This is a genomic window from Photobacterium damselae, assembly GCF_003026815.1.
GTDB classification, from domain to species: Bacteria; Pseudomonadota; Gammaproteobacteria; order Enterobacterales; family Vibrionaceae; genus Photobacterium; species Photobacterium damselae.
The window spans coordinates 83,152-102,913 of record NZ_PYOG01000010.1; the positions used below are offsets into that span (position 1 = coordinate 83,152).

21 protein-coding genes are annotated in these 19,762 nt (G+C 39.0%); 10 read left to right on the forward strand and 11 right to left on the reverse strand.

The window, feature by feature from the left end; all coding sequences use genetic code 11:
• Positions 1-65 precede the first annotated feature (65 nt).
• Both malQ and glgB read left to right on the forward strand, forming a co-directional pair.
• Positions 66-2,246: a 4-alpha-glucanotransferase gene (malQ, locus tag CTN07_RS11255; protein ID WP_005305038.1), complete on the forward strand. Its 2,181-nt coding sequence runs from the start codon at positions 66-68 to the stop codon at positions 2,244-2,246.
• Between the two features lie 54 nt (positions 2,247-2,300).
• Positions 2,301-4,448 carry a 1,4-alpha-glucan branching protein GlgB gene (glgB, locus tag CTN07_RS11260; protein ID WP_005305037.1) on the forward strand — a complete coding sequence of 716 codons (2,148 nt, stop codon included), beginning with the start codon at positions 2,301-2,303 and terminating at the stop codon, positions 4,446-4,448.
• Between the two features lie 115 nt (positions 4,449-4,563).
• On the opposite strand, the gene CTN07_RS11265 is transcribed toward glgB, so the two are convergent.
• From CTN07_RS11265 to CTN07_RS11280, 4 genes are all read right to left on the reverse strand, one after another.
• On the reverse strand, positions 4,564-6,210 hold the full coding sequence (locus CTN07_RS11265) for an ABC-ATPase domain-containing protein (protein WP_036765648.1): 1,647 nt from the start codon (positions 6,208-6,210) through the stop codon (positions 4,564-4,566).
• A gap of 178 nt (positions 6,211-6,388) precedes the next feature.
• A complete protein-coding gene (locus CTN07_RS11270; protein ID WP_005305031.1) occupies positions 6,389-7,717 on the reverse strand; it encodes an ATP-binding protein in 1,329 nt (442 codons plus the stop codon).
• Positions 7,707-8,366 (reverse strand): response regulator transcription factor, encoded by a 660-nt coding sequence (locus CTN07_RS11275; RefSeq protein WP_005305028.1) that lies wholly within the window; start codon positions 8,364-8,366, stop codon positions 7,707-7,709. The genes CTN07_RS11270 and CTN07_RS11275 overlap by 11 nt, the downstream gene beginning before the upstream one ends.
• The gene (locus CTN07_RS11280; RefSeq protein ID WP_370466091.1) at positions 8,363-8,734 is read right to left on the reverse strand and encodes a PepSY domain-containing protein; all 372 of its coding nucleotides are present in this window, start codon (positions 8,732-8,734) and stop codon (positions 8,363-8,365) included. The genes CTN07_RS11275 and CTN07_RS11280 overlap by 4 nt, the downstream gene beginning before the upstream one ends.
• Before the next feature lie 209 nt (positions 8,735-8,943).
• Here CTN07_RS11280 and CTN07_RS11285 point away from each other — a divergent pair, with 209 nt between their 5' ends.
• Positions 8,944-9,270, forward strand: coding sequence for a peptidylprolyl isomerase (locus CTN07_RS11285; RefSeq protein WP_005305024.1), 327 nt, complete (start codon positions 8,944-8,946; stop codon positions 9,268-9,270).
• Positions 9,271-9,430: 160 nt separating this feature from the next.
• On the opposite strand, the gene CTN07_RS11290 is transcribed toward CTN07_RS11285, so the two are convergent.
• The 4 genes from CTN07_RS11290 to CTN07_RS11305 form a co-directional block, all read right to left on the reverse strand.
• Complete coding sequence (locus tag CTN07_RS11290) at positions 9,431-11,035, reverse strand: DUF2326 domain-containing protein (RefSeq protein WP_005305022.1); 1,605 nt, start codon at positions 11,033-11,035, stop codon at positions 9,431-9,433.
• A complete protein-coding gene (locus CTN07_RS23320) occupies positions 11,028-11,249 on the reverse strand; it encodes an ABC-three component system middle component 7 (RefSeq protein WP_036765644.1) in 222 nt (73 codons plus the stop codon). Before CTN07_RS23320 ends, CTN07_RS11290 begins: the two co-directional genes overlap by 8 nt.
• The gene (locus CTN07_RS11300; RefSeq protein WP_005305019.1) at positions 11,233-12,021 is read right to left on the reverse strand and encodes an ABC-three component system protein; all 789 of its coding nucleotides are present in this window, start codon (positions 12,019-12,021) and stop codon (positions 11,233-11,235) included. Before CTN07_RS11300 ends, CTN07_RS23320 begins: the two co-directional genes overlap by 17 nt.
• A gap of 156 nt (positions 12,022-12,177) precedes the next feature.
• Complete coding sequence (locus CTN07_RS11305; protein ID WP_005305016.1) at positions 12,178-13,137, reverse strand: bacteriophage abortive infection AbiH family protein; 960 nt, start codon at positions 13,135-13,137, stop codon at positions 12,178-12,180.
• A gap of 288 nt (positions 13,138-13,425) precedes the next feature.
• Between CTN07_RS11305 and CTN07_RS11310 the strand changes: the two genes are divergently transcribed.
• From CTN07_RS11310 to CTN07_RS11320, 3 genes are read left to right on the forward strand one after another with little or no spacing between them, the layout of a single operon-like run.
• Positions 13,426-13,758: a hypothetical protein gene (locus tag CTN07_RS11310; protein ID WP_036765637.1), complete on the forward strand. Its 333-nt coding sequence runs from the start codon at positions 13,426-13,428 to the stop codon at positions 13,756-13,758.
• Positions 13,755-14,192: a hypothetical protein gene (locus CTN07_RS11315; protein ID WP_036765635.1), complete on the forward strand. Its 438-nt coding sequence runs from the start codon at positions 13,755-13,757 to the stop codon at positions 14,190-14,192. Before CTN07_RS11310 ends, CTN07_RS11315 begins: the two co-directional genes overlap by 4 nt.
• Positions 14,193-14,239: 47 nt before the next feature.
• Entirely contained in the window at positions 14,240-14,728 is a 489-nt protein-coding gene (locus tag CTN07_RS11320; RefSeq protein ID WP_036765633.1) for a GNAT family N-acetyltransferase, read from the forward strand.
• Positions 14,729-14,800: 72 nt separating this feature from the next.
• On the opposite strand, the gene CTN07_RS22775 is transcribed toward CTN07_RS11320, so the two are convergent.
• Entirely contained in the window at positions 14,801-14,974 is a 174-nt protein-coding gene (locus CTN07_RS22775) for a hypothetical protein (RefSeq protein ID WP_157132373.1), read from the reverse strand.
• Between the two features lie 217 nt (positions 14,975-15,191).
• On the opposite strand from CTN07_RS22775, the gene CTN07_RS11325 reads away from it, so the two are divergent.
• From CTN07_RS11325 to CTN07_RS11335, 3 genes are all read left to right on the forward strand, one after another.
• A complete protein-coding gene (locus tag CTN07_RS11325; protein ID WP_036765631.1) occupies positions 15,192-15,590 on the forward strand; it encodes a hypothetical protein in 399 nt (132 codons plus the stop codon).
• Between the two features lie 128 nt (positions 15,591-15,718).
• A complete protein-coding gene (locus CTN07_RS11330) occupies positions 15,719-15,967 on the forward strand; it encodes a hypothetical protein (protein ID WP_036765629.1) in 249 nt (82 codons plus the stop codon).
• Between the two features lie 219 nt (positions 15,968-16,186).
• A complete protein-coding gene (locus CTN07_RS11335) occupies positions 16,187-17,608 on the forward strand; it encodes a DASS family sodium-coupled anion symporter (RefSeq protein ID WP_005305009.1) in 1,422 nt (473 codons plus the stop codon).
• A 65-nt stretch (positions 17,609-17,673) separates the two neighbouring features.
• Here the strand turns inward: CTN07_RS11335 and CTN07_RS11340 are convergent, their stop codons facing one another.
• Both CTN07_RS11340 and CTN07_RS11345 read right to left on the reverse strand, forming a co-directional pair.
• A complete protein-coding gene (locus CTN07_RS11340) occupies positions 17,674-17,961 on the reverse strand; it encodes a hypothetical protein (RefSeq protein WP_036765625.1) in 288 nt (95 codons plus the stop codon).
• A 35-nt stretch (positions 17,962-17,996) separates the two neighbouring features.
• Positions 17,997-19,076, reverse strand: a complete 1,080-nt coding sequence (locus CTN07_RS11345; protein WP_005305007.1) for a hypothetical protein — start codon at positions 19,074-19,076, stop codon at positions 17,997-17,999.
• Positions 19,077-19,372: 296 nt separating this feature from the next.
• Here CTN07_RS11345 and CTN07_RS11350 point away from each other — a divergent pair, with 296 nt between their 5' ends.
• Positions 19,373-19,639, forward strand: coding sequence for a hypothetical protein (locus tag CTN07_RS11350; protein ID WP_036765622.1), 267 nt, complete (start codon positions 19,373-19,375; stop codon positions 19,637-19,639).
• The last annotated feature ends 123 nt before the right edge of the window (positions 19,640-19,762 follow it).

Genomic DNA, 19,762 nt, shown 5'->3' on the forward strand with positions numbered 1-19,762 from the left:
TAAGCCACTGCAATAATAATAAATTTGAATCGTTGCGATTGGGTTAGTCGCTAACGGAGATTTCAATGTTAGAAAATTCAGTACTAAAACACGTTGCTCATATGGCTGGTATTACAGATAAGTACATCAGTGCTTGGGGTGATGAAGCAACGGTTGAAGATGAAACATTAAGCCGTTTATTGGCTGCGCTTGGTTACGATGTTCGTAATGATGAAGCCTTATTAGAATCTGCGCGAAAGAAAAATCGCACCGAAGTATTAGCTCCAGTTAAAGTGATTCGTGCTGGTGAACCAATGCAGGTTGAGCTTCATCTTGGTGCCAGTGCTCGTGTTAGTGATTTCAGCTGGCGATTAGAAACAGAACAAGGTGAGGTTTTTGAGGGCTGGTTACAATCTCAATTGGTTGCTGATGAACGAGATGAAGGTCAACCCCTTGTTTTCGCGTTACCGAATGATCTTGCTTGGGGTTACCATAAACTGACAGTTTCACGTAAGCGTCGCAAATCACCTTATGAAATGACTTTAATTGTTACGCCAACTGCATGTTATAAACAGACTGCGCTTTTAAATAATAAAAAGCTCTGGGGTACCAGTGTTCAATTATATTCAGTACGTACTCAACATAACTGGGGTATAGGTGATTTTGGTGATTTAAAACAATTGGTTGCTGATATTGCGAAAAATGGCGGTGATTTTGTAGGCTTAAACCCTATTCACTCACTATTTCCTGCCAATCCTGAAGGGGCAAGTCCATATAGCCCATCATCTCGACGTTGGTTAAATGTTATTTACATTGATGTAAGTTCAGTGTGTGAATTTGCGCAAAGTGATGCGGCCCAACAATTGGTGGGGAGTCATGAATTCCAGCAACGTTTAGCTGAAGCTCGCCAAAGTAACTGGGTGAATTATAGTGAAGTCGCATGCTTAAAAATGGCGGCTTTGCGTCTACTGTTTGATACGTTTGTTACGCGTCATTTAGAGAAAAACACAGAACGTGCAAAACAGTTCTTAAATTTTGTCGAACAAGGCGGTGAAAGTCTACTGCACCAAGCGGCTTTTGATGCACTGCATGCGTTATTAAAATCTCAAGATGACACCATGTGGGGATGGCCTGTATTCCCAGAATCTTATCGTCATTTTGACAACCAAGCAGTACAAACCTTTATTCAAGAGAATCAGCATGAAGTGCAGCTTTATATGTATTTACAATGGCTTGCTGATTGCCAATTAGCTGAAGTACAGGAGTTGGCTGAAGAGAAGGGTATGGTGATGGGACTGTACCGAGACTTAGCAGTAGGTGTTTGTGATTCTGGTGCTGAAACATGGGCACAACATGGTGAGCTATGTCTGGATGTGAGTGTTGGTGCTCCACCTGATATTTTAGGTCCCCTAGGTCAAAACTGGGGCTTGCCACCATTAAATCCAGAGGTATTGGTTGAGCGTGCTTATCAGCCGTATATTGATCTATTACGAGCAAATATGCGCCATTGTGGTGCCTTGCGTATTGATCACGTATTAGGGCTATTACGTTTATGGTGGATTCCAAAAGGTGAATCGGCTAAAGCAGGCGCTTATATGTATTACCCAGTTGAAGACCTACTGGCTATCTTAGCGCTTGAAAGTCATCGTCATCAATGTACGGTCATTGGTGAAGATCTTGGTACTGTGCCAGATGAAATTATTGATAAGTTAGCGACTGCTGGTGTTCACTCTTACAAAGTTTTCTTCTTTGAAACCGCTGAAGATGGTGGTTATTTCTCTCCACGCCATTATCCAGACCAATCAATGGCAGCTTTATGTACTCATGATATGCCGACATTACGCGGTTTTTGGCATTGCGATGATTTAAAAATGGGCAGTGAGCTTGGTTTATATCCAGATCAAGATGCTCTGAACGGATTATTTGACTCTAGAGCAGAAAGTAAGCAAAGAATTCTTGATAGTTTGGATTGGCACGGTTATCTTTCACAAAACATTGGGCGCAATGCTGCATATGTACCAATGGACAGTAAGCTCAGTGAAGGTATGCAACTTCATCTGGCAGCTGGTGCCAGTGCATTATTAAGCTTGCAGCTAGAAGATTGGTTAGAAATGGATAAACCAGTCAATATACCGGGAACGGTTGATGAATATCCAAACTGGCGACGTAAATTGTCAACTACGCTAGATGACCTATTTACACGTCAGGACATTATCGATTTAACACGTCGTTTAACAGAAGCTCGTCAACAAGCGAGTGAGAAGTAAATTAGGAGTACCGCGTTGGACACAGGAATCGTGACACGCAGTGAAAAGGAATATATGCAGCTCGCAAGGGCTGCTTTTTCAGATCCATTTTCATTTTTAGGGCCGCAATACCACAATTTAGGTATTGCTCTTCGCGTTTGGATGCCAGGAGCTGATGCGGTTAGCGTTAAGACTCAAGCTGGTGATATTTATCCGCTTTCTCGTGATAAAGAAAGTGGATTTGTACTTGAAGGGGATCTGGACCTTACCTCTTCGCTTTATCAATTAATCATTAGTTGGCCTCAAGGCGAACAAACTATCAATGATCCTTACCAATTCCATCAACTCATTTCACACCCTCAAGCGTTAATTTCTCCCGAGCAAATGCACAGTGAGATGGGCGCTCAATTACTCAGTTTAAATATTGGAAATCAACCAGTTGCTGGTGTTCGCTTTTTAGTGTTTGCACCTAATGCATCGGCTGCCAGCATTGTGGGTAATTTCAATGGTTGGGACGGCCGTCGTCATCCCATGCAGCGCTTAGACGATGGATTATGGGGATTATTTATCCCAGGTCTTGAAGAGGGCGTACAATATAAGTACGAGCTAAAAGATGCTCAAGGTAATGGTCTTCCTCATAAAGCCGATCCTTGGGGATACGCATCAGAACAATATCCATCTTTTACCTCACAAGTGTACGATCAGCACCGTTATCAATGGCAAGACAAAACTTGGCAGACAAGAGCGGTCACTGAAAAGCATAAAGAAGCACTCTCTTTTTATGAGTTGCATGCAGGCTCTTGGCGTAAAAATGCAGCAGGGGATTTTCTCTCTTATCGTGAACTAGCAACAGAACTGGTTCCGTACTTAGTTGAGATGGGATACACCCATGTTGAATTAATGCCAATTTCTGAGCATCCATTCTATGGTTCTTGGGGCTATCAACCGATAGGATTATTCTCACCTACAAGCCGTTACGGTAGCCCTGATGACTTTAAGTATTTTGTCGATCAGTGTCACCAAGCTGGGATCGGGGTGGTATTAGATTGGGTTCCGGCTCACTTCCCATCTGATGAGCATGGTTTGGCTAACTTTGATGGTACTGCATTGTATAACGATCCAGATCCTCGCCGAGGCTGGCATCAAGATTGGCACAGTTATATTTATGACTATGGCCGCGATCATGTTCGCCGTTTCTTAGTATCCAATGCTTTGTTCTGGTTTGAGCACTATCATATTGATGGTTTAAGAGTGGATGCGGTTGCTTCTATGCTTTATTTGGATTACTCCCGCGAGCATGATCAGTGGATCCCTAACTGTGATGGTGGCAATGAAAACTATGATGCAATTAGTTTACTGCGTTGGGTTAACGAAGAAGTTTATCGCCACTACCCAAATGCGATGACAATTGCAGAAGAATCAACGGCATTTCCTGGTGTTTCTCGTCCTACAAGCATGGGAGGGTTAGGTTTTGGCTTTAAGTGGAATATGGGCTGGATGCACGACAGCTTATCCTACATTAAAGAAGAGCCTGTTCATCGTCAGTATCACCATAATACGATTACCTTCCCATTGATTTACGCCTTTAGTGAAAATTACGTGTTATCGCTATCACATGACGAAGTGGTATACGGTAAAGGCTCACTCTTAAATAAGATGCCAGGTGATGAGTGGCAGAAAACGGCAAATCTACGTGCTTATTTGGGCTATATGTATGGTCAGCCGGGTAAAAAACTCAACTTTATGGGTACTGAAATTGCGCAAAGTGCAGAATGGGCTCATGAAGGGCAATTAGAGTGGCATTGGTTGCAATACCCAAGGCATGAAGGTGTTCAGGCTCTGGTTCGCGATCTTAATCATCTGTATCAAGATTTACCTCAATTACACCAGCTAGATTGTGACCCTGCTGGGTTTGAGTGGCGAATGCAAGATGATGCTGAGCGCAGTATTTTGGCCCATGAGCGCTTTGATGAGCAAGGAAATAAAGTTTTAGTTGTAACGAATTTTACACCGGTTCCCCGTGAGAATTACCGTCTAGGTGTGCCTCAAGCGGGTGAATATGAGTTGGTACTCAATACGGATTCACCTCAATACTGGGGAAGCGATTACGCTATTTCTAATTTATTACCAACAGAAGCGATCCGTACTCAAGGATTAGAACAATCGATTAATCTTACATTGCCGCCATTAGCCACGGTATTTTATCGATTTAATAAAGTGTAATCTGAGCTCTATTTACTATGAGTTAGTGCACCTCCTTGGGCTTATGGTATGAGAAATAAAAAAACCTCACTGTAAACGAGTGAGGTTTTTCTCTATTCTAGCTTTGCTTACTGAATTACTTAAACTCAGCCGCACGCATACGGTTTAGTACCGCCATTATTTCCATAACACGTGGTTTTGCTAGATCGCCGTAACGAGGCATCATTGTTGCCCAGTTTTCATTTAGCATCTGCGCAAACGCACGAACTGGTGCTTTTTCCCAGCCTTTATTCTGTGCCATCATAAACCACAAACAACCAATAGCATGAAGCTGACTTTGGTGTGCAATTTGTTCTAGAGCTTGCAGATCAACGAACTCACGACCAAAACGTAATGAATGTTTGTTCTTCGCTTGAATACGGAATTTGCCTTCTTCTAGCATTAATTTCAATGCAGAGCGGTTAAGCTGACGAGTACGTGGACGAGCGATGGTCTCAGAGCCTTCAAAGCTACGGCGAGTAGGGTGTGAAGCTACAACTTGACGCGCTTTCTCTGTTACATCAATCGCTTCGTAGTTATGCATTTGAATCACAGTATCAGCAACATCTAAGTAGTCACCAGAACCACCCATAATCAACATTACAGATACATCAAGTTGATCACGAAGAAGAGCGATACGATCCACAAGTGGTGTAATTGGTTCTTCATCTTTTGCGATCAAAGCCTGCATACGCTCATCACGAATCATAAAGTTTGATGCTGAAGTATCTTCATCAATCAACAGTGTTTGCGCGCCAGCTTCTAGAGACTCTTGTAGCCAAGATGCTTGAGAGGTAGAGCCCGATGCATCTTGAGTCGAGAATTTGGTTGTATCTTTACCCATTGGCAAATTGCTAATGTATGGAGAAAGATCCACATTATGAACACAACGACCGTCTTCCGCACGAATCTTGGTTGCCGTTTCATCCGTTACAATGTACTCACGGCCATCCCCTGGAATGTGATCGTAAACAGAGCTTTCTACCGCGCCAAGTAGTGTTGATTTACCGTGGAAACCACCACCAACAATCATTGTGATACCTTTAGGGATACCCATACCTCGGATTTTACCGTTATGTGGTGTATCTAGCTCAATTGCAAGCGCATCTGGGCTCTTAAACGGAATCGCATCAGGCATTGGTAATTGGCTGTTACCCGCAAGGCGAGGCAAGATACTGCCATCAGCAACAAACGAAACCAAATTATGTTCTGCTAGTTGGTTACGAAGTGCTACTTGGTTTTCTGCTGCTTCACAGTGACGTTGTAACTCTTCCATTGGCAATTCGCGAGCAATTGTTGCACGACGAATGATTTTTGGCATGTGGAAAGTTAATAAATTCAGTGTACGCTTAGCAATGATCGTGCGGCCATCTGATGGCAAGTTAACACGAAAACGTAGTTCAATACCTTCATCATCAAAGACAACAGCAGTGCGGTCTAAAATCACTTGTCCTGGGCGATCGATTAAGATGGCATTCTCATGCTGTGCTAATTCAGCAAAGAAACGTGCCATAAAATCGCGGGCAGCACGTTGATAATCAGCTGATTTATCACGTAACCATTCAAGATCTGTTAGCGACCAAGCTCGGCGAGCACGTACTCGAGACGCGGGAGCGAATGGGTCTGTTTGGACCGTATCGATAAAGAAATCAAAATCAACAAAATGATATTCGCCACGTAAGCTAGAATAGCTACGGTAGTTATGACGGTCAATTTTATGAAGTTTTGCTTCAAGTAATTGCATAGCGCCTCGATGTAATACGTTTTATATAGGTTTTGGGGGCAGGATATTACACTAAACTCATGATATTTGCATGTAAGTTTGATAACTGAGTTGCTTGAAAAATAAAGAAAGGCCGAAAACTCTATAAAGTAGAGGTATTCGGCCTTGATTCATCAATTTATCTAGCTTATATATATCGCTAGTGGCGAGGAAGAGGTAAGGTTAATTCAGCCTTTAAGCCACCTAATTTGCTACGGCTAAGCTTTAATTGACCTCGATAGCTGTGGCAAAGTTCGTTGACAATATTTAAGCCAAGCCCTGTACCAGGAGTGCTTTCATCTAATCGGACTCCTCGTTTTAGAACTTCGCTAAACTCATTATCAGCAATACCTGGGCCATCATCTTCAATGACAATAGTCACAAAGCCGTTATCATCATGCAGCTTATGTACTCGAATTAAACTACTGGACCATTTGTAACTATTTTCAATAAGGTTACCAAGCATTTCATCCGTATCTCGTTTTTCAACTGCGATCATTAACTCACTATCAAGCTCGTTAACTAAAACAACTTCTCTAGCCGCATACACTTTATCCATTGCCATCGAAATAGCATCTACCCGAGGAGCTGGGGCTGTTTTTAGACCAAGAATATTGGCCGATCCTGCCATTCGTGCTCGACCTAGATGATAGTCAATATGCTGTTGCAGTTGTTCGAGTGCTGGACGTAGCTTAGCTTGTTGTGTCGGCTCCAATAGTGCGACTTCATTGTTTAGGATCGCTATCGGTGTTTTTAAAGCGTGCGATAAATTACCAGAGTGATTTCGTGCCCGTTCTAATACTTCTTGATAGTGGAAAAGAAGAGCATTGAGATCATCAACTAAAGGTTGGATCTCAAGTGGATATTCACCTGTAACCGTATTGATATTACCGGCGCGAACCTCTTTTAAATTACGTTGTAACTTACGAAGTGGCCAAAGTGACCATGAGATTTGCACGGTAATGAGAATCAAGATCCCTATCACCATAATACCAAGTAGAGCCCAGACTTGATGCGTTAGCTCTCGTATCGTTGTTACTAATCTATCTTGATTAATCGCAACCATAAGGTGAACAGGGTGATCACTTTCAGGTAATAAGAATTTACGTTCAACCACGATCAAAGGCTGTTTTTTCGGCCCTTCATAACCAGATTTTTCGTTACCGGTAATGGTTGTATCCCACAGTGAACGAGAACGTAGCTGTTTTTTGTCTAGGTTTAATGTCCAATAGAGGCCACTGTACGGTGAATAAAATCTAGGGTTACTCAGTCTACCTTGTACTTTGATATGACCTGTCGGTGTTAGGTCGATCATACCCGTTAATTGATCTAAATAGAGGTAGAGTTGAGTTTTTTCCTGTTCGATAAGATAGGTTTTAATAAAAGAGGGAACAAGATAACCCGTTAGCAGTGATATGACCGATAGCCACACAGCCGCTGCAATTAATAAGCGGCTGCGAATACTTCGACGAGGACGTTTATTTGGCATTGATTCGGTATCCTAAACCTCGGACAGTCTTGATAACATCAGTGCCTACTTTACGGCGAATACGACCAATAAAAACTTCAATGGTATTTGAGTCACGGTCAAAATCTTGTTTATAGATATGCTCGACTAACTCTGTACGTGAAATCACCTTATCTTGGTTATGCATGAGATAAGAAAGCACTTTAAACTCAAGCGCGGTTAATTCTACGGGCTGACCATGGAAAGTAACTTTAGAGCTGCGAGTATCTAATTCAAGTGGACCTGCTTGAATTACAGGGGATGTGTTACCAGTAGAACGACGTAACTGAGCACGTAAACGGGCAACCAGTTCTACCATCTGAAATGGTTTAGTAAGATAGTCGTCGGCACCGGCATTGAGTCCTTCAACACGTTGAGTTAGTTCACTTCGCGCGCTTAAAATCACAATAGGACAATCGACATTTTCTTCTCGAATACCTTTTAGTACGGTGATGCCATCCAGTTTAGGCAGTCCTAAATCCAGTACGATGGCGTCCCAAGGTTCTGATGTTGCACGATATAAAGCATCAATGCCATCTGTTGATAGTTCTGCTACCCAACTGTTTTGTTCAAGACCTGCAACAATTTGTTCACCAAGTTGGATTTCATCTTCTACAACTAGAATTTTCATTGGGTTAATCCTTTTAGAACGTGTTCAAGGCCACGTCCTTTAATTTCAATAATGCTGAGAGTTCGAGCGTCATACTCGACTTTTATAATATGATTGTTGGGATCAATCAGTTTAAGTTCATATACCCACTCATCATCATCTTCATCGAGCTCGACTTTGATAATGCGGCCATTAAGTTGTTTTGCTACTTTGGCTTCAAGCGCTGAGTAGGGTTGAATAAGCCCCTGATCGACGGCGGCCATTACTTCATCATGGTCTTCGTCAATCTCTAGATTTGGGGCGGCATGAACAACAAACGTGATGCCCAGCAAGAAACCCAACAAGTATTTATAACGATGATATCTTTTCATAAGACAAATAATAGTCAACGAGCCATGAACAGAAGATGAATAATACATTTATGTTGCCAATCGCATTAGTTGATTGGTTATCCTCGTTATTATGGCGATTTACCACCGAGGATACTTGCTACTTTGCGTGATTTGTCGCACACTTTCAAACAATTAAAGAGATAAACTTCGTGTTATTCTAAGTTGTTATCTCACATTTATACTGACAATCAATAGGCTGATATCTCATGGCTTCTAGCGCACACGCACTTCACATCTTAGTTAAACATAAAGAATTGGCTGATGACATTCTAGAGCAGTTAAAGAAAGGTGCTAAGTTCCAAGACCTTGCAAAAAAACACTCAACTTGTCCATCTGGTAAAAAAGGTGGCGACCTGGGTGAATTTCGCAAAGGTGCAATGGTTCCTCAGTTTGATAAAGCCGTTTTTTCTGGTAAAGCGATTAGTACAAGCCAAGCTTTAAAGCTAAAGAATAATAACTTGCGAGGTTTGATCCCAGAGCCAGTAAAAACTAAGTTTGGTTGGCATGTAATCAAGGTTCTATACGTGTTGTAAGTTACTAGTATGACCGTGCTGTCTTTCAAGGTTAAACGATTATTCCTCAACTAGTTGAAAGCCAAGTTTGGGTGGTATATCGTGAAAACTCTTTGGAGAGAGTTATATTTCTTGTTGTAGAAGAGGTACTAGAACACCTCTTCTCTTATAAATGTAAGACCTAACTAATTGTTTCAGTTTTCCATTTTTGACCAAAAGCGACTCGATCTTTATCTAGTTTAATGAACTTCGATTTTTCAATTAAATCTCTTGTCTCATCTTTGTATTTGGACACTTCATCAATCGAGATGAAGATCTGTTTATTGAAACTAGCATAAGTAGCTATAAGATTTTCAATTGATGTTACATCCATATTTTTGAAAAGTAGGCTGTCATGAATAATAGCTGGCAAACAAGTTTTCTCTAGTATCGTAAGGTCTAATGAAATCATGTTTGCAAATCCCTTTCCTGTGCCTCTATCATCACCTCGATAAAACACATAGTCATTATCTAAGATACGTAGTTCTGGGCTAATAGGGTTACCTAAGTAGATTTTTCTTATGTACTCAGTTAAGCCTTTATTGATTTCAGTTTGAATGTTATCGATTGATTGTACCAGCGTTTCTTTTATTTCTGTTTTGATACTCTTGATTTTATGTGTAGCCTGATCTTCTTTTAACCAGAAGTCATTTTGTTGTGACAACTGCTTTTCAAGACGATCTAATTCAATCAATTTCTCAAGTAAATAAATTGAGCCTTCTTTGGAGTTAACTATTTTTAGTAGTTCGCTATCTATTTTTCCAATTTCAATGTCTAGTTCATTAATATTTTGGATTAATGCTAGTTTTTCTTCATTTAATTGTTCTCTCATAATTTTGCTGATGCCACAGTGGAAGGCATCAACTTGAGACAGTCTTTCTTTATCAATTTCAGGGAAAAAATCGACTAATTCATTAAAACTTCTGCTATTTTTCAGCTTTGTTTTTGAAAGGTTGTCTTCTATTCTGCTTAGACTAGTATCTAATTTAAATTTCAAATCAACTAGAGTGTCTTTATTTCGTTTCAATTCAGCATTTTTACTATTTATTATTGACTTTATATCAGTAACATTAGCCTCTAATGCTGATTTAATAGAAGTGATCTGTTCATTAATTTCATGAAGTTTAGCTTCATTATTTTTAAAGGTCGTTTTATTAATCTTGCTTATAACGCCAGTATTAAATGTACCTTTAATATTGTTTTTATTTTCAGTTTCAGTTTTTTTATCTTGCTCTAATTTTGATATTGCATGGTATTCGTTAAATAGCTTGAGGATTCTTTTGCGAATTGATGCCCAGGTTTCTTTAGGGAAGTTATCTAATGGCCTCTTGTCATTATAATTATCTCTTTGATATACCCTATAAAATGCACTCACACATTCTCGAAAGCTCAGCTCAAATTTATCAATACCATAGCTATTTTTGAGAAAATTACGATACTCTTCTATAGTTAAAAGTTCTTGTTCCTCAACATGATACACACTGTCACTAGAGCCTGTATTTCGAACAAAAGAGTATGTTTTATCGAACTCAAAGGTGACCGCTAAGTCAAAGTCTTCTACATTTTTGATTACATCATCACACTTAGTGGTAAAGTCATCACCACCGAAAGCGAAATCAATCAACATTAAAATTGACGACTTTCCAATTGAATTGTGAGCATCATCTGCACCTACAACAGAGTTTAAGCCGTGTTGAAAAGTTAAGGTAATATCGATGAGCTTTTCGCAACTTATTGATTTAAGCAATTTTAATAACTCCGTTATCTAAATCTACGTCTATTTTGTTTAATGCAAATAAAACGTCTAACGCTTCGATGAAGTCGGGTATATCTACAAATAGTCTTTTGTTCTTTGTATATAGCTCTGATATTTGAGCATCATTATTGATTTTTGGTAATAGCTTCGCGGCTTTATAAATGACGCTCTCATCAATGGATATTATTTTATTCGGCACTATCATTTGAGAATATCTCGCAGTGTTGAATGAAGTAGGAGACTAGCACTTCAGCCTTTGTTCTTTCTTTGATCCCAGTATTTACCATGAACCAATCACACATCTGCTCGAAAATATCGTTTTGGTTGAAATCTTGAAATAATAACATGCTATAGTAGCTTCTAACTTGATTACATATTACCAATGAACTTGCTTTTCTCTGCATCTCAAGTCTCTTTAGCGACTCTTTAATATTTGCAAAGTAGTTCACAACAAACATGCTGACTTTCATCTCATTTAATTGACCAAAGGTATCATCTGTCTTATCTGAAACTTTTAATGCATCAAATGAAAGTTTGGTATCTTCTAAAGTACTGGCGTCTAGTTGGTCGATTCTCTCTGCGACTAGAGCAATATCTTTATGTAAAGTTTGGTTATCCCAAGTGTCAGTCAAGGCTCTTATTTTGTTAATCGCTTTTTTGACTTCAACAAGATGCCGATATTCTTCAACAGTTTTTTGAGTATCGTACATTTTGTGACATTCTTTACATAAAGTGATGAAGTTTCCTTCGGAGTCAATGTCATCACATAGCCTCTCTTCATCTTTGAGTAACTCTAACTCTCGCTCTGTGGCGTTTAGCGGGTAAATATGAGCCACATCAAACACACGGACAGGTACATTTGGTGCTTTCCTTTTGATTAGATTTTTTCGGCACAAGGGGCATTTCCCTTGAACTTCTGCAACGAGGCTCATTTTGACGGTTTCAGTAACCTGTGCACGCCTTAACTTGTTTGCCAATCGAGTAACACTCCCCAGAGAGATTTATAGGTAGCTATTTGGGGTGAGGTATATGGCCTCTATCCCCATATCTGCTATTCTATCTTACGGTAAAAGTATTTTCAAAACATGCGGTTAGTGTATATTTTTATCCGAAATGAGTATTTTAATATTCATCTATATTGTTTCCATCCTAACAACCGAAACGTTGGTTATTCCAAGCCCTGTTAGCGTTTCATAGTGCGTTTGCTGATCGTCTGGGTCATAGTAAGTAGCAACCCATTTCGCATCGGTTTTGACTGATCCTGCTAGCTTTTTGAAGTAGGGGAGATCTACTTCAGCTAATGAGTGACCTAAAATGAATACTTCATCCACATTGCCAAGACCTGCAAAGAAATCTTCGTTGTTTTTGATTATCTGTTCTGTTCCCTTAAACGTTGCAGAAAAATATTGATTGATAACATCCTTTCCACGCTCGTATGAATAGTCATATTGATCAGACTGATATTCCATCCAATGCTCTAAGTCTTCTTCACTCAATCCAGCTGGTGGTTCAGCTGGTTTCTCTTTGAAATTTTCAGGATCTACGCCATGACCAAGTATTAACTCTTCAACATCCTCATCAGCTTTCTCATGAATGAACAATACATTTTCAACAGGAACTTCGTAGTATTGAGCAAGTGTATCCGTGTAGTTGAATGTGAGGTAAACAGCGTCTCTATCAATGTTTATAGCTCGACTGCTATCAAACTGAGGAAACTGTACTGCCAAAATGAATTCTTTGAACGCCTTATACAGTTCAGTGGTTAGAAGCCCAAGTATTCGCTTCATCTCAATTTGAAGCGTGTATCGGCCTCTGTCTCGAAAGTCATCGGAAGCATAATTTGGCATTGCATCCATATTGGCTGCTAAGACCGAATCTTTATCAAGTAGCGACATACTCGTTTCAAATTCAGACCATAAAGGGTCTGAGATTGATGTAGGGTCGTTTGGATTTAGGTCTCTGAAACCGTAGTGATCAATCAGCAGTTCGTATGTTTCCCAGTAGTTATTTTTAAGATAGAGCCCAAAAGATGTATATCGGGTGTCCAGTCCATGATGAACATCAAAGCCATTACCAATTATATATAGTTTCATGTTATTCACCGTTAATATTTAGTCTTTGAGGCTAATGACTTCGGAGTCTTCATCAGTCAGCTCGAAATATGTATCTTGGAAGTAAAGCTTTTCAATATATGTATTAGCTTTTAATCTGCTGTCATAAGCAAGTGCTAAGTGGGCAGTGTATGTTTCTTTGTGTTTTTATTTGTAGCTATGATATTTATTTTTGGATTAAAGCCTCAAAATTAGTCATTCATTTTGCTCTCAATAATTTGTTGCTTCAGACTGAATTCCTATCAAGGTAACGTTTAATAGAGAATTCGAGTGGATATAAAGGAATATTGTAATATCAATGAATATAGACTTAGTGAGCGTTCTGTTAATGCGGTTCATCAAATAAATAATACCGTTGAACTTGGTAACTATACAGCAACATTTGCAGCCGCTTTACCATTGGTTCAAATATTCTCTAATCCAACACCTCATGAAGTCATTAAAGAAATTACAACATATGACTGGGAAGAATTTTCCTCAGGAATGATGTCTGTTAATAAAATAGTAAGACGGAAAGTTGAAACTATCGCTGAGCAAGAAGCGTTTTTTGGCGATGGACAGGATTCTACTTTTTGGAAGTGTGTTACAGAGGCCGTAAGATGAAGAAACTAGCAGCATTAATTGGAATTTTCTTTCCTATAGTAGCTATTTCTACGCCATTAAAGATGGCTGAAAAGAATTATTTTCAACAGATAGAATATTGTAAACAACAGAAAAGAAGTGTGGGGAATATTTCTGATTCTTGGTTTAATGCTCAAGACTTAGCTAAGAAGAAAGCAATAATTTTTAAACTATATCAACATGCTTATCAGCTTTGTTATGAAAATGAAGAGCGAGAATATGCATATCAAGCTGTATTACTTGCAGCAGAATCTGGCGACAAGTCTGTTTTAGATTCTATAATTCAGCTTAAAACGCCATACAATAAACAAGATTGGTCAATGTTAACATTGGATGATGAGAAGGAAATTCAACGTTTATCTGAGACTGAATTATTTAAAACGCCATTTGATTTATTTAGTGTGACGCTAAAGTAAGATATGTATGGTATAGCCCATTGAATAGCAAGGGTTAAGATAGCAATATGGCTGAAGATAAAAATATCGAGATAAAAGTAACCATTCGTCCATATCAAGAACAAGATGCTGAACATTTATGGTCTTTGTTATTTAATACCATCCGTAGTGTTAACATTCGTGATTATAGTCAGGAGCAGGTCGAGGCGTGGGCTCCAAAGCCTCATAATGCTAAAGCTTGGCGAGATCGTGTAAATCAAACTCAGCCATATATTGCAGAGCTAAATGGGGTCATTGTGGGCTTTGCTGATCTTCAATCGGATGGGTTAATCGATCACTTTTTCTGCCATCACCGATATCAAAGACAAGGCGTCGGCTCGGCACTAATGGCGCATATTTTTATCAAGGCTCAAGAGCTGGGGTTACAGAAGCTGTATTCAGAAGTAAGTATCACCGCAAGATCATTTTTTGAGCAATATGGTTTTAAAGTTGTTACAGCACAGAAGGTGGCACTACGAGGTATAGTACTTGATAATTTTCTTATGCAAAAAGTGTGATTAGCACAAAACGATCCGCTATTTAAATAGATAACTTATCGCTTTGTACTTTACGGTGTTTATATAACAATATTACGCAACGCGATGACTTCGATGATCAGCAATACTTTGATCACAGGTGTTACGATCTCGACAGTGCTTATAAAGCTGTTCTGTTTCAGTTGGACTATTATGGCGGTTATCATGATCACAAGAAGAACACCCTACCAACGTTAAGAGAACAGCACATAAAATAATCGGCTTCATGACATACTCACTCTCAATTTTCCTTCTGAAATTCTATCTAACTTCTGCTATAAAATAGATAGCAAACAAAATCTGTAGAAAACACAGATGCTAATAGGAAAGATTTTTAAAAACAGAATGTTAATGAGACATAATCCACAGATTCTAATCTTTTCTTCTTCTTTTTTTCCTTGCCATCTACAGTATTAAATAAGGGAGAAAAAGGAGTGAGGTTGGAATGAAAGGATTTATTCTAAAAGCGGTAAAAAGCGCAATATTTGCATCCATCGTTGGAAGTAGCGTGGTATTTGTCGGGATTATTGTCACTATGATACCTCATCACTTACAACAGCTTGCTTGGCTAATGAAAGGGGCTTTAGCTTATTACTTGTTTGCAGTGGTATGTTCTATCTTAATGCTATTTGTCTTCACACCCATGTATTGGTTATTACGCCAGTTAAAATGGAATAGCTATGCCTTAGTGACGGCTTTTGGTGTGTTTCAAGTATTCCTCATTTTCCGATTTCAAATTCCAATCAGTGAAATCTATTTCCCTATTGCTGGTGGGATTGTTTTTGCTCTTTTTCATCACCAGTTTATGACGGTAAACAAGAGACAACACAGATCTCTAATATAAAGAATTGATTGTTCATCATAATAATTTCATCGGTCGTCCCTATTGATACAACAGGGTAAATGATGTGTTAAAAACGTGTTCCTTTGGGTATGTTTATTGTGAAAGCATAATAAAAAGGAATAATCATTATGAATAACGTGAAACTAACTCAATTTATCGCAGAGATTTTACGGCTTGAAAATTTCACTCCCAAAGAGTGCGAATTGGAAAATATCAAGAAAGATTTGCTAGCCACTATTGATGCCAAACGTTTTATTAATTACAGCATTTTCCGCAATATTGTTGCTGAGCATGTAGTTTCAATAACGAAAACTTGCTTAGATGATCTTGATCGTCACGATCTCTCTCAAGATATTATTCGTGCAGACATTTTGTAGTGAAAAGAAATAGGCAGGGTAGATTGCTTACTCTGTCTAATATCCTGGTGGTGAATGTATTGTTTGCAGATTAATCTTACAGGTTATTATTGATGCATAAAAGATATAAAAAATGCTCTTTTATTCCTAAAGCAACCTAAAAACCTTTCCTGTATCACATTATTAATGAAAAATACGCGCTAATTATTCACATGAAATACCAACAAGGAATTATGTTGTATGAAATTAGCGTTCAAATGGCCTCAACTCTTAGCCGTAATTGCAGTAACGGCTTTGTTGTATAGTCAACTTCCACCTGCGGGTTTATCTACGGAAGGTTATCATCTCGCTCTACTCTTTATCGCAACTATTGCTTCTATTGTATTAAATATTATGCCCACAGGAGCTATTGCGGTTTTATCTATTGCGGTTTATTGCATTATTTTGCCTGTAGAGCCAACGGGTAAGGCTGCAATTACAGCAGAATTACACGATTTCAATAACTCGCTTATTTGGTTAATTGTGATTGCTTTTATGATGGCAAGAGCATTTGCTAAAACGGGGTTAGGTGAGCGCATTTCTCTGGTTCTGCTGAGTAAGTTTGGCCAATCTTCATTACGAATTGCTTACTGTTTAGGGTTAGCGGATTATATTTTAGCTCCAGCTACTCCAAGTAATACCGCTCGATTTGCGATTACTTCTCCAATTGCAAACAGCCTAGCAAAAACCATCAATGAGAAAGATCGCAAGCTCGGTGAGTTTTTGATTTCAAATGCATCTGCTATGAATGATGCGTCAGCGGTTGGATTTAGTACTGCATTTGCAGGTAACCTGGCTCTTATTGGAATTGCATCAACATTGCTGGGTATTAACCTTACATTTGGTACTTGGGTTACGTATCTATTGGTACCTTCTCTTTGTCTATTTTTAGTAATTCCATTTGTGCTTTATCTGTTTATCTCACCGGATACAAAGCAAACACCAGAAGCACCCGTTTTTGCAAAAGAAAAACTCAAACAATTGGGACGAATTTCGATTCCAGAACTGATGTTGGCTATCATTTTTGTCGCTCTTGTTGTTATGTGGATATTTGGCGCGGCATTAAATCTAAACGCAACCGGTGCCGCTTTTATTGGCTTGTCAGCTATGTTGATGCTGGGTGTATTAAGCTGGGACGATATTAAAGCGGAAAAAGGGGCATGGGACACCTTAATTTGGTTTTCTGTATTGATGGGTATGGCAAACCATTTAAGAAGTTTAGGGGTAGTGAAATGGCTAGGGACCAATGTCTCTGATTTCTTGTCATCGGCTATGCATGGCGCATCTCCAACCATATTCTTACTGGTATTGATGCTATTTTTCTTACTGACTTCTTATCTGTTCGCTTCTGGCACAGCTAAAGTTGTTGCGCTTGGTGGGGTTATTATTGGCTCATTACTTACCTTAGGGGTTCAACCTATGATTGCACTTCTTTCTGTAGCTGGGGTTATGAACATCGGTTGTAATCTGACAACGTATTCTCATGCGCGAAATCCATTAGCTATGGGCTACGGTTACCATACTCCAGGGAAATGGATGGTAAATGGTTTGGTGATTTGTGGTACTGGGTTTGTACTATTTATGCTAACGGGCTTAATTTGGTGGCACTTGCTAGGGGTTTAATTGGTACAAGGAGCCTTTAGAAGATAGAGGCTCCTTGGTTTTTAGCATAGCGGAAATGCGCGGGGTTATTTATCAAAAGAAATAGGAACGACAATCGCTGATTGCTTTCTAATATCACACCATGAGAGGAGTTGTCGGTAATGGTGTTTGAGTAAATAGATAAGTGTAAAATTAATCACGCCAACCCATTGACATAAGGCGCTATCGGTTGTGGTTGCAGTAGGATCGAACAAGAGCAACATTCCAATAAAAACCAGCAGTAAATTAAGGAGCTGTACGATAAAATAGCTTAAAGAGAAAAACGGTTTAAAAGTGATTAAAAGAGTAAATAATCTTGCTTTTATCTGTTTCATATCAGCTCCTTAGTCCTAAAAATGGATTAAGTATTTTATTCTTCGTCGTCTTTTATTCGTTTTTTGTACGGCGTTGGAATAGTCCTTAACAGTTGATCCATCTTACGGTTTTTAGAAAACAAAATTTCTAACTCAAGCCACACTCCTGGATTTATATGGTGGTTATGCTCACGAGGAAATTCAATTTGTGGCGTAAGCGTTGTATATAACCAATTTTTGTATAAATTTCGTTTCCAACTAGCACTTAGCCATATATTTGATACTTTCTTGAGCTCATCGGTTTCCGAGCTAATCCCCACCGAATATTCCATCAAATTCCGTCGCGATACCCGATCAAAATAGGTAAAGGTCTGAACCAATTCCCAAGTATCGTCATTTTCTAAATACTGGGCACTCGATGCTGATTTAAATATTTGGCTATGGTCTTCTTTAAAAGCATAGTAAAAATCCAACTCAGTAAGAGAGCCAGGTCCTTTTGAATGGTAATAGAAAAGCTCTTGTTTGAAACGAGAAGTCCAGTTATCGCTTAAAGCATCAACTCGACGAATATCGGCTCTTACAAAAGGGTCAAGGGGGAAGCGGAATTTAATGCCGACATCAAAATTAGTTTTCCAACTACCAAAGTAAAGATCTTGCAATCGAACCCCACCAACCGCTTCGCTAAAAGAGCTGGTTCCATTTGTTGGTGTATTTCGCTGTTTACTTTCTAATGAATCAAAATCATCAGGGTCTGTTTCCAGAATCAAATTCCAGTCTTGTTTGGTATGGGGTAGATCAACTTTTAAGGAAGCCCGAGTATCAAATTCAAATTTATCACGATAGCTATAACTTGGTGTTAGACGAATTTTTAAATAACTATTATTGATGAGTTCTTCTTCATCCTCATCTTTAGCCATTGAATGATCGAGATAGCTACTCACATCATGAACTTGCTCTGAAATGGTGCTTTGTCCCACTTCTACCCATTCTGGAATGGTAATATCTTGCTCTGCTTCAGTTGATAATGGTTGGGCGTAGTTAGCAGAAGAATAGATAAGACACAAAGGTAAGCTCAGCCAGAATTGCCGCCTGCTTTTATTGTTGCCCCTCAACGTGGTGTGATCTCCATACACCATAGATCTCTCCATAATACATATAGTTATTTTTATCTGTAAGGTATTAAATTCAGTATAGGAAGAGTTATTAGTCAATCACAATTTTAATTCGTGAATTTGCGAGATTATCCCGAAGATACAAACAGTAATTACAACTTAATTCAGCCATTTTATCTTTTGATGGAATAATTTGTCCTCAAGAGAATAAAAGTCTAACTACACTTATATCCAAGTAACTTGAATTAGTGACATTGACCTAAACCTACAGATTGAAGTCACTTAGGTATCATTTATTGCGTCGAGAAGAGAGTACGATTATGAACTCATTAGAGATCGCAAGTATCAAGCGAGATTTGTCGGGACAAGTTGAAACGGTATTTGATGAATTGGAGCAAGAAAACAATGGATTGCCTACATTAGAAGAGTTTCGAGCAAGGTTTGCATCATGTGTTGATGATTATTTAGAGAATCTCCCTATATCTCCGGTAGAGCATCTAGAATACCGTGATAAATTGGAACAAGCGTTGTGGGTTGCGGCGAATGAATTAGAAGCTGAATTGCGCCAATTAAAAGAAGAGTCGTAAAGGAGTGTGATCTTGCTACAAAAGTAGAGATAACTTGAATATAGTTATGAAAACTCTGTTTACACAAACAAAATTAAAAACAGTGTACTATGTTCTATATAATTAATTACTGGTTCATTATCG

Bases quoted from the DNA above. Each gene is read 5' to 3' on its own strand.
- malQ (WP_005305038.1), top strand. From the start codon at position 66: ATGTTAGAAAATTCAGTACTAAAACACGTTGCTCATATGGCTGGTATT.
- glgB (WP_005305037.1), top strand. From the start codon at position 2,301: ATGCAGCTCGCAAGGGCTGCTTTTTCAGATCCATTTTCATTTTTAGGG.
- CTN07_RS11265 (WP_036765648.1), bottom strand. From the start codon at position 6,210: ATGCAATTACTTGAAGCAAAACTTCATAAAATTGACCGTCATAACTAC.
- CTN07_RS11270 (WP_005305031.1), bottom strand. From the start codon at position 7,717: ATGCCAAATAAACGTCCTCGTCGAAGTATTCGCAGCCGCTTATTAATT.
- CTN07_RS11275 (WP_005305028.1), bottom strand. From the start codon at position 8,366: ATGAAAATTCTAGTTGTAGAAGATGAAATCCAACTTGGTGAACAAATT.
- CTN07_RS11285 (WP_005305024.1), top strand. From the start codon at position 8,944: ATGGCTTCTAGCGCACACGCACTTCACATCTTAGTTAAACATAAAGAA.
- CTN07_RS23320 (WP_036765644.1), bottom strand. From the start codon at position 11,249: ATGATAGTGCCGAATAAAATAATATCCATTGATGAGAGCGTCATTTAT.
- CTN07_RS11305 (WP_005305016.1), bottom strand. From the start codon at position 13,137: ATGAAACTATATATAATTGGTAATGGCTTTGATGTTCATCATGGACTG.
- CTN07_RS11315 (WP_036765635.1), top strand. From the start codon at position 13,755: ATGAAGAAACTAGCAGCATTAATTGGAATTTTCTTTCCTATAGTAGCT.
- CTN07_RS11320 (WP_036765633.1), top strand. From the start codon at position 14,240: ATGGCTGAAGATAAAAATATCGAGATAAAAGTAACCATTCGTCCATAT.
- CTN07_RS22775 (WP_157132373.1), bottom strand. From the start codon at position 14,974: ATGAAGCCGATTATTTTATGTGCTGTTCTCTTAACGTTGGTAGGGTGT.
- CTN07_RS11325 (WP_036765631.1), top strand. From the start codon at position 15,192: ATGAAAGGATTTATTCTAAAAGCGGTAAAAAGCGCAATATTTGCATCC.
- CTN07_RS11330 (WP_036765629.1), top strand. From the start codon at position 15,719: ATGAATAACGTGAAACTAACTCAATTTATCGCAGAGATTTTACGGCTT.
- CTN07_RS11335 (WP_005305009.1), top strand. From the start codon at position 16,187: ATGAAATTAGCGTTCAAATGGCCTCAACTCTTAGCCGTAATTGCAGTA.
- CTN07_RS11340 (WP_036765625.1), bottom strand. From the start codon at position 17,961: ATGAAACAGATAAAAGCAAGATTATTTACTCTTTTAATCACTTTTAAA.
- CTN07_RS11345 (WP_005305007.1), bottom strand. From the start codon at position 19,076: ATGGTGTATGGAGATCACACCACGTTGAGGGGCAACAATAAAAGCAGG.
- CTN07_RS11350 (WP_036765622.1), top strand. From the start codon at position 19,373: ATGAACTCATTAGAGATCGCAAGTATCAAGCGAGATTTGTCGGGACAA.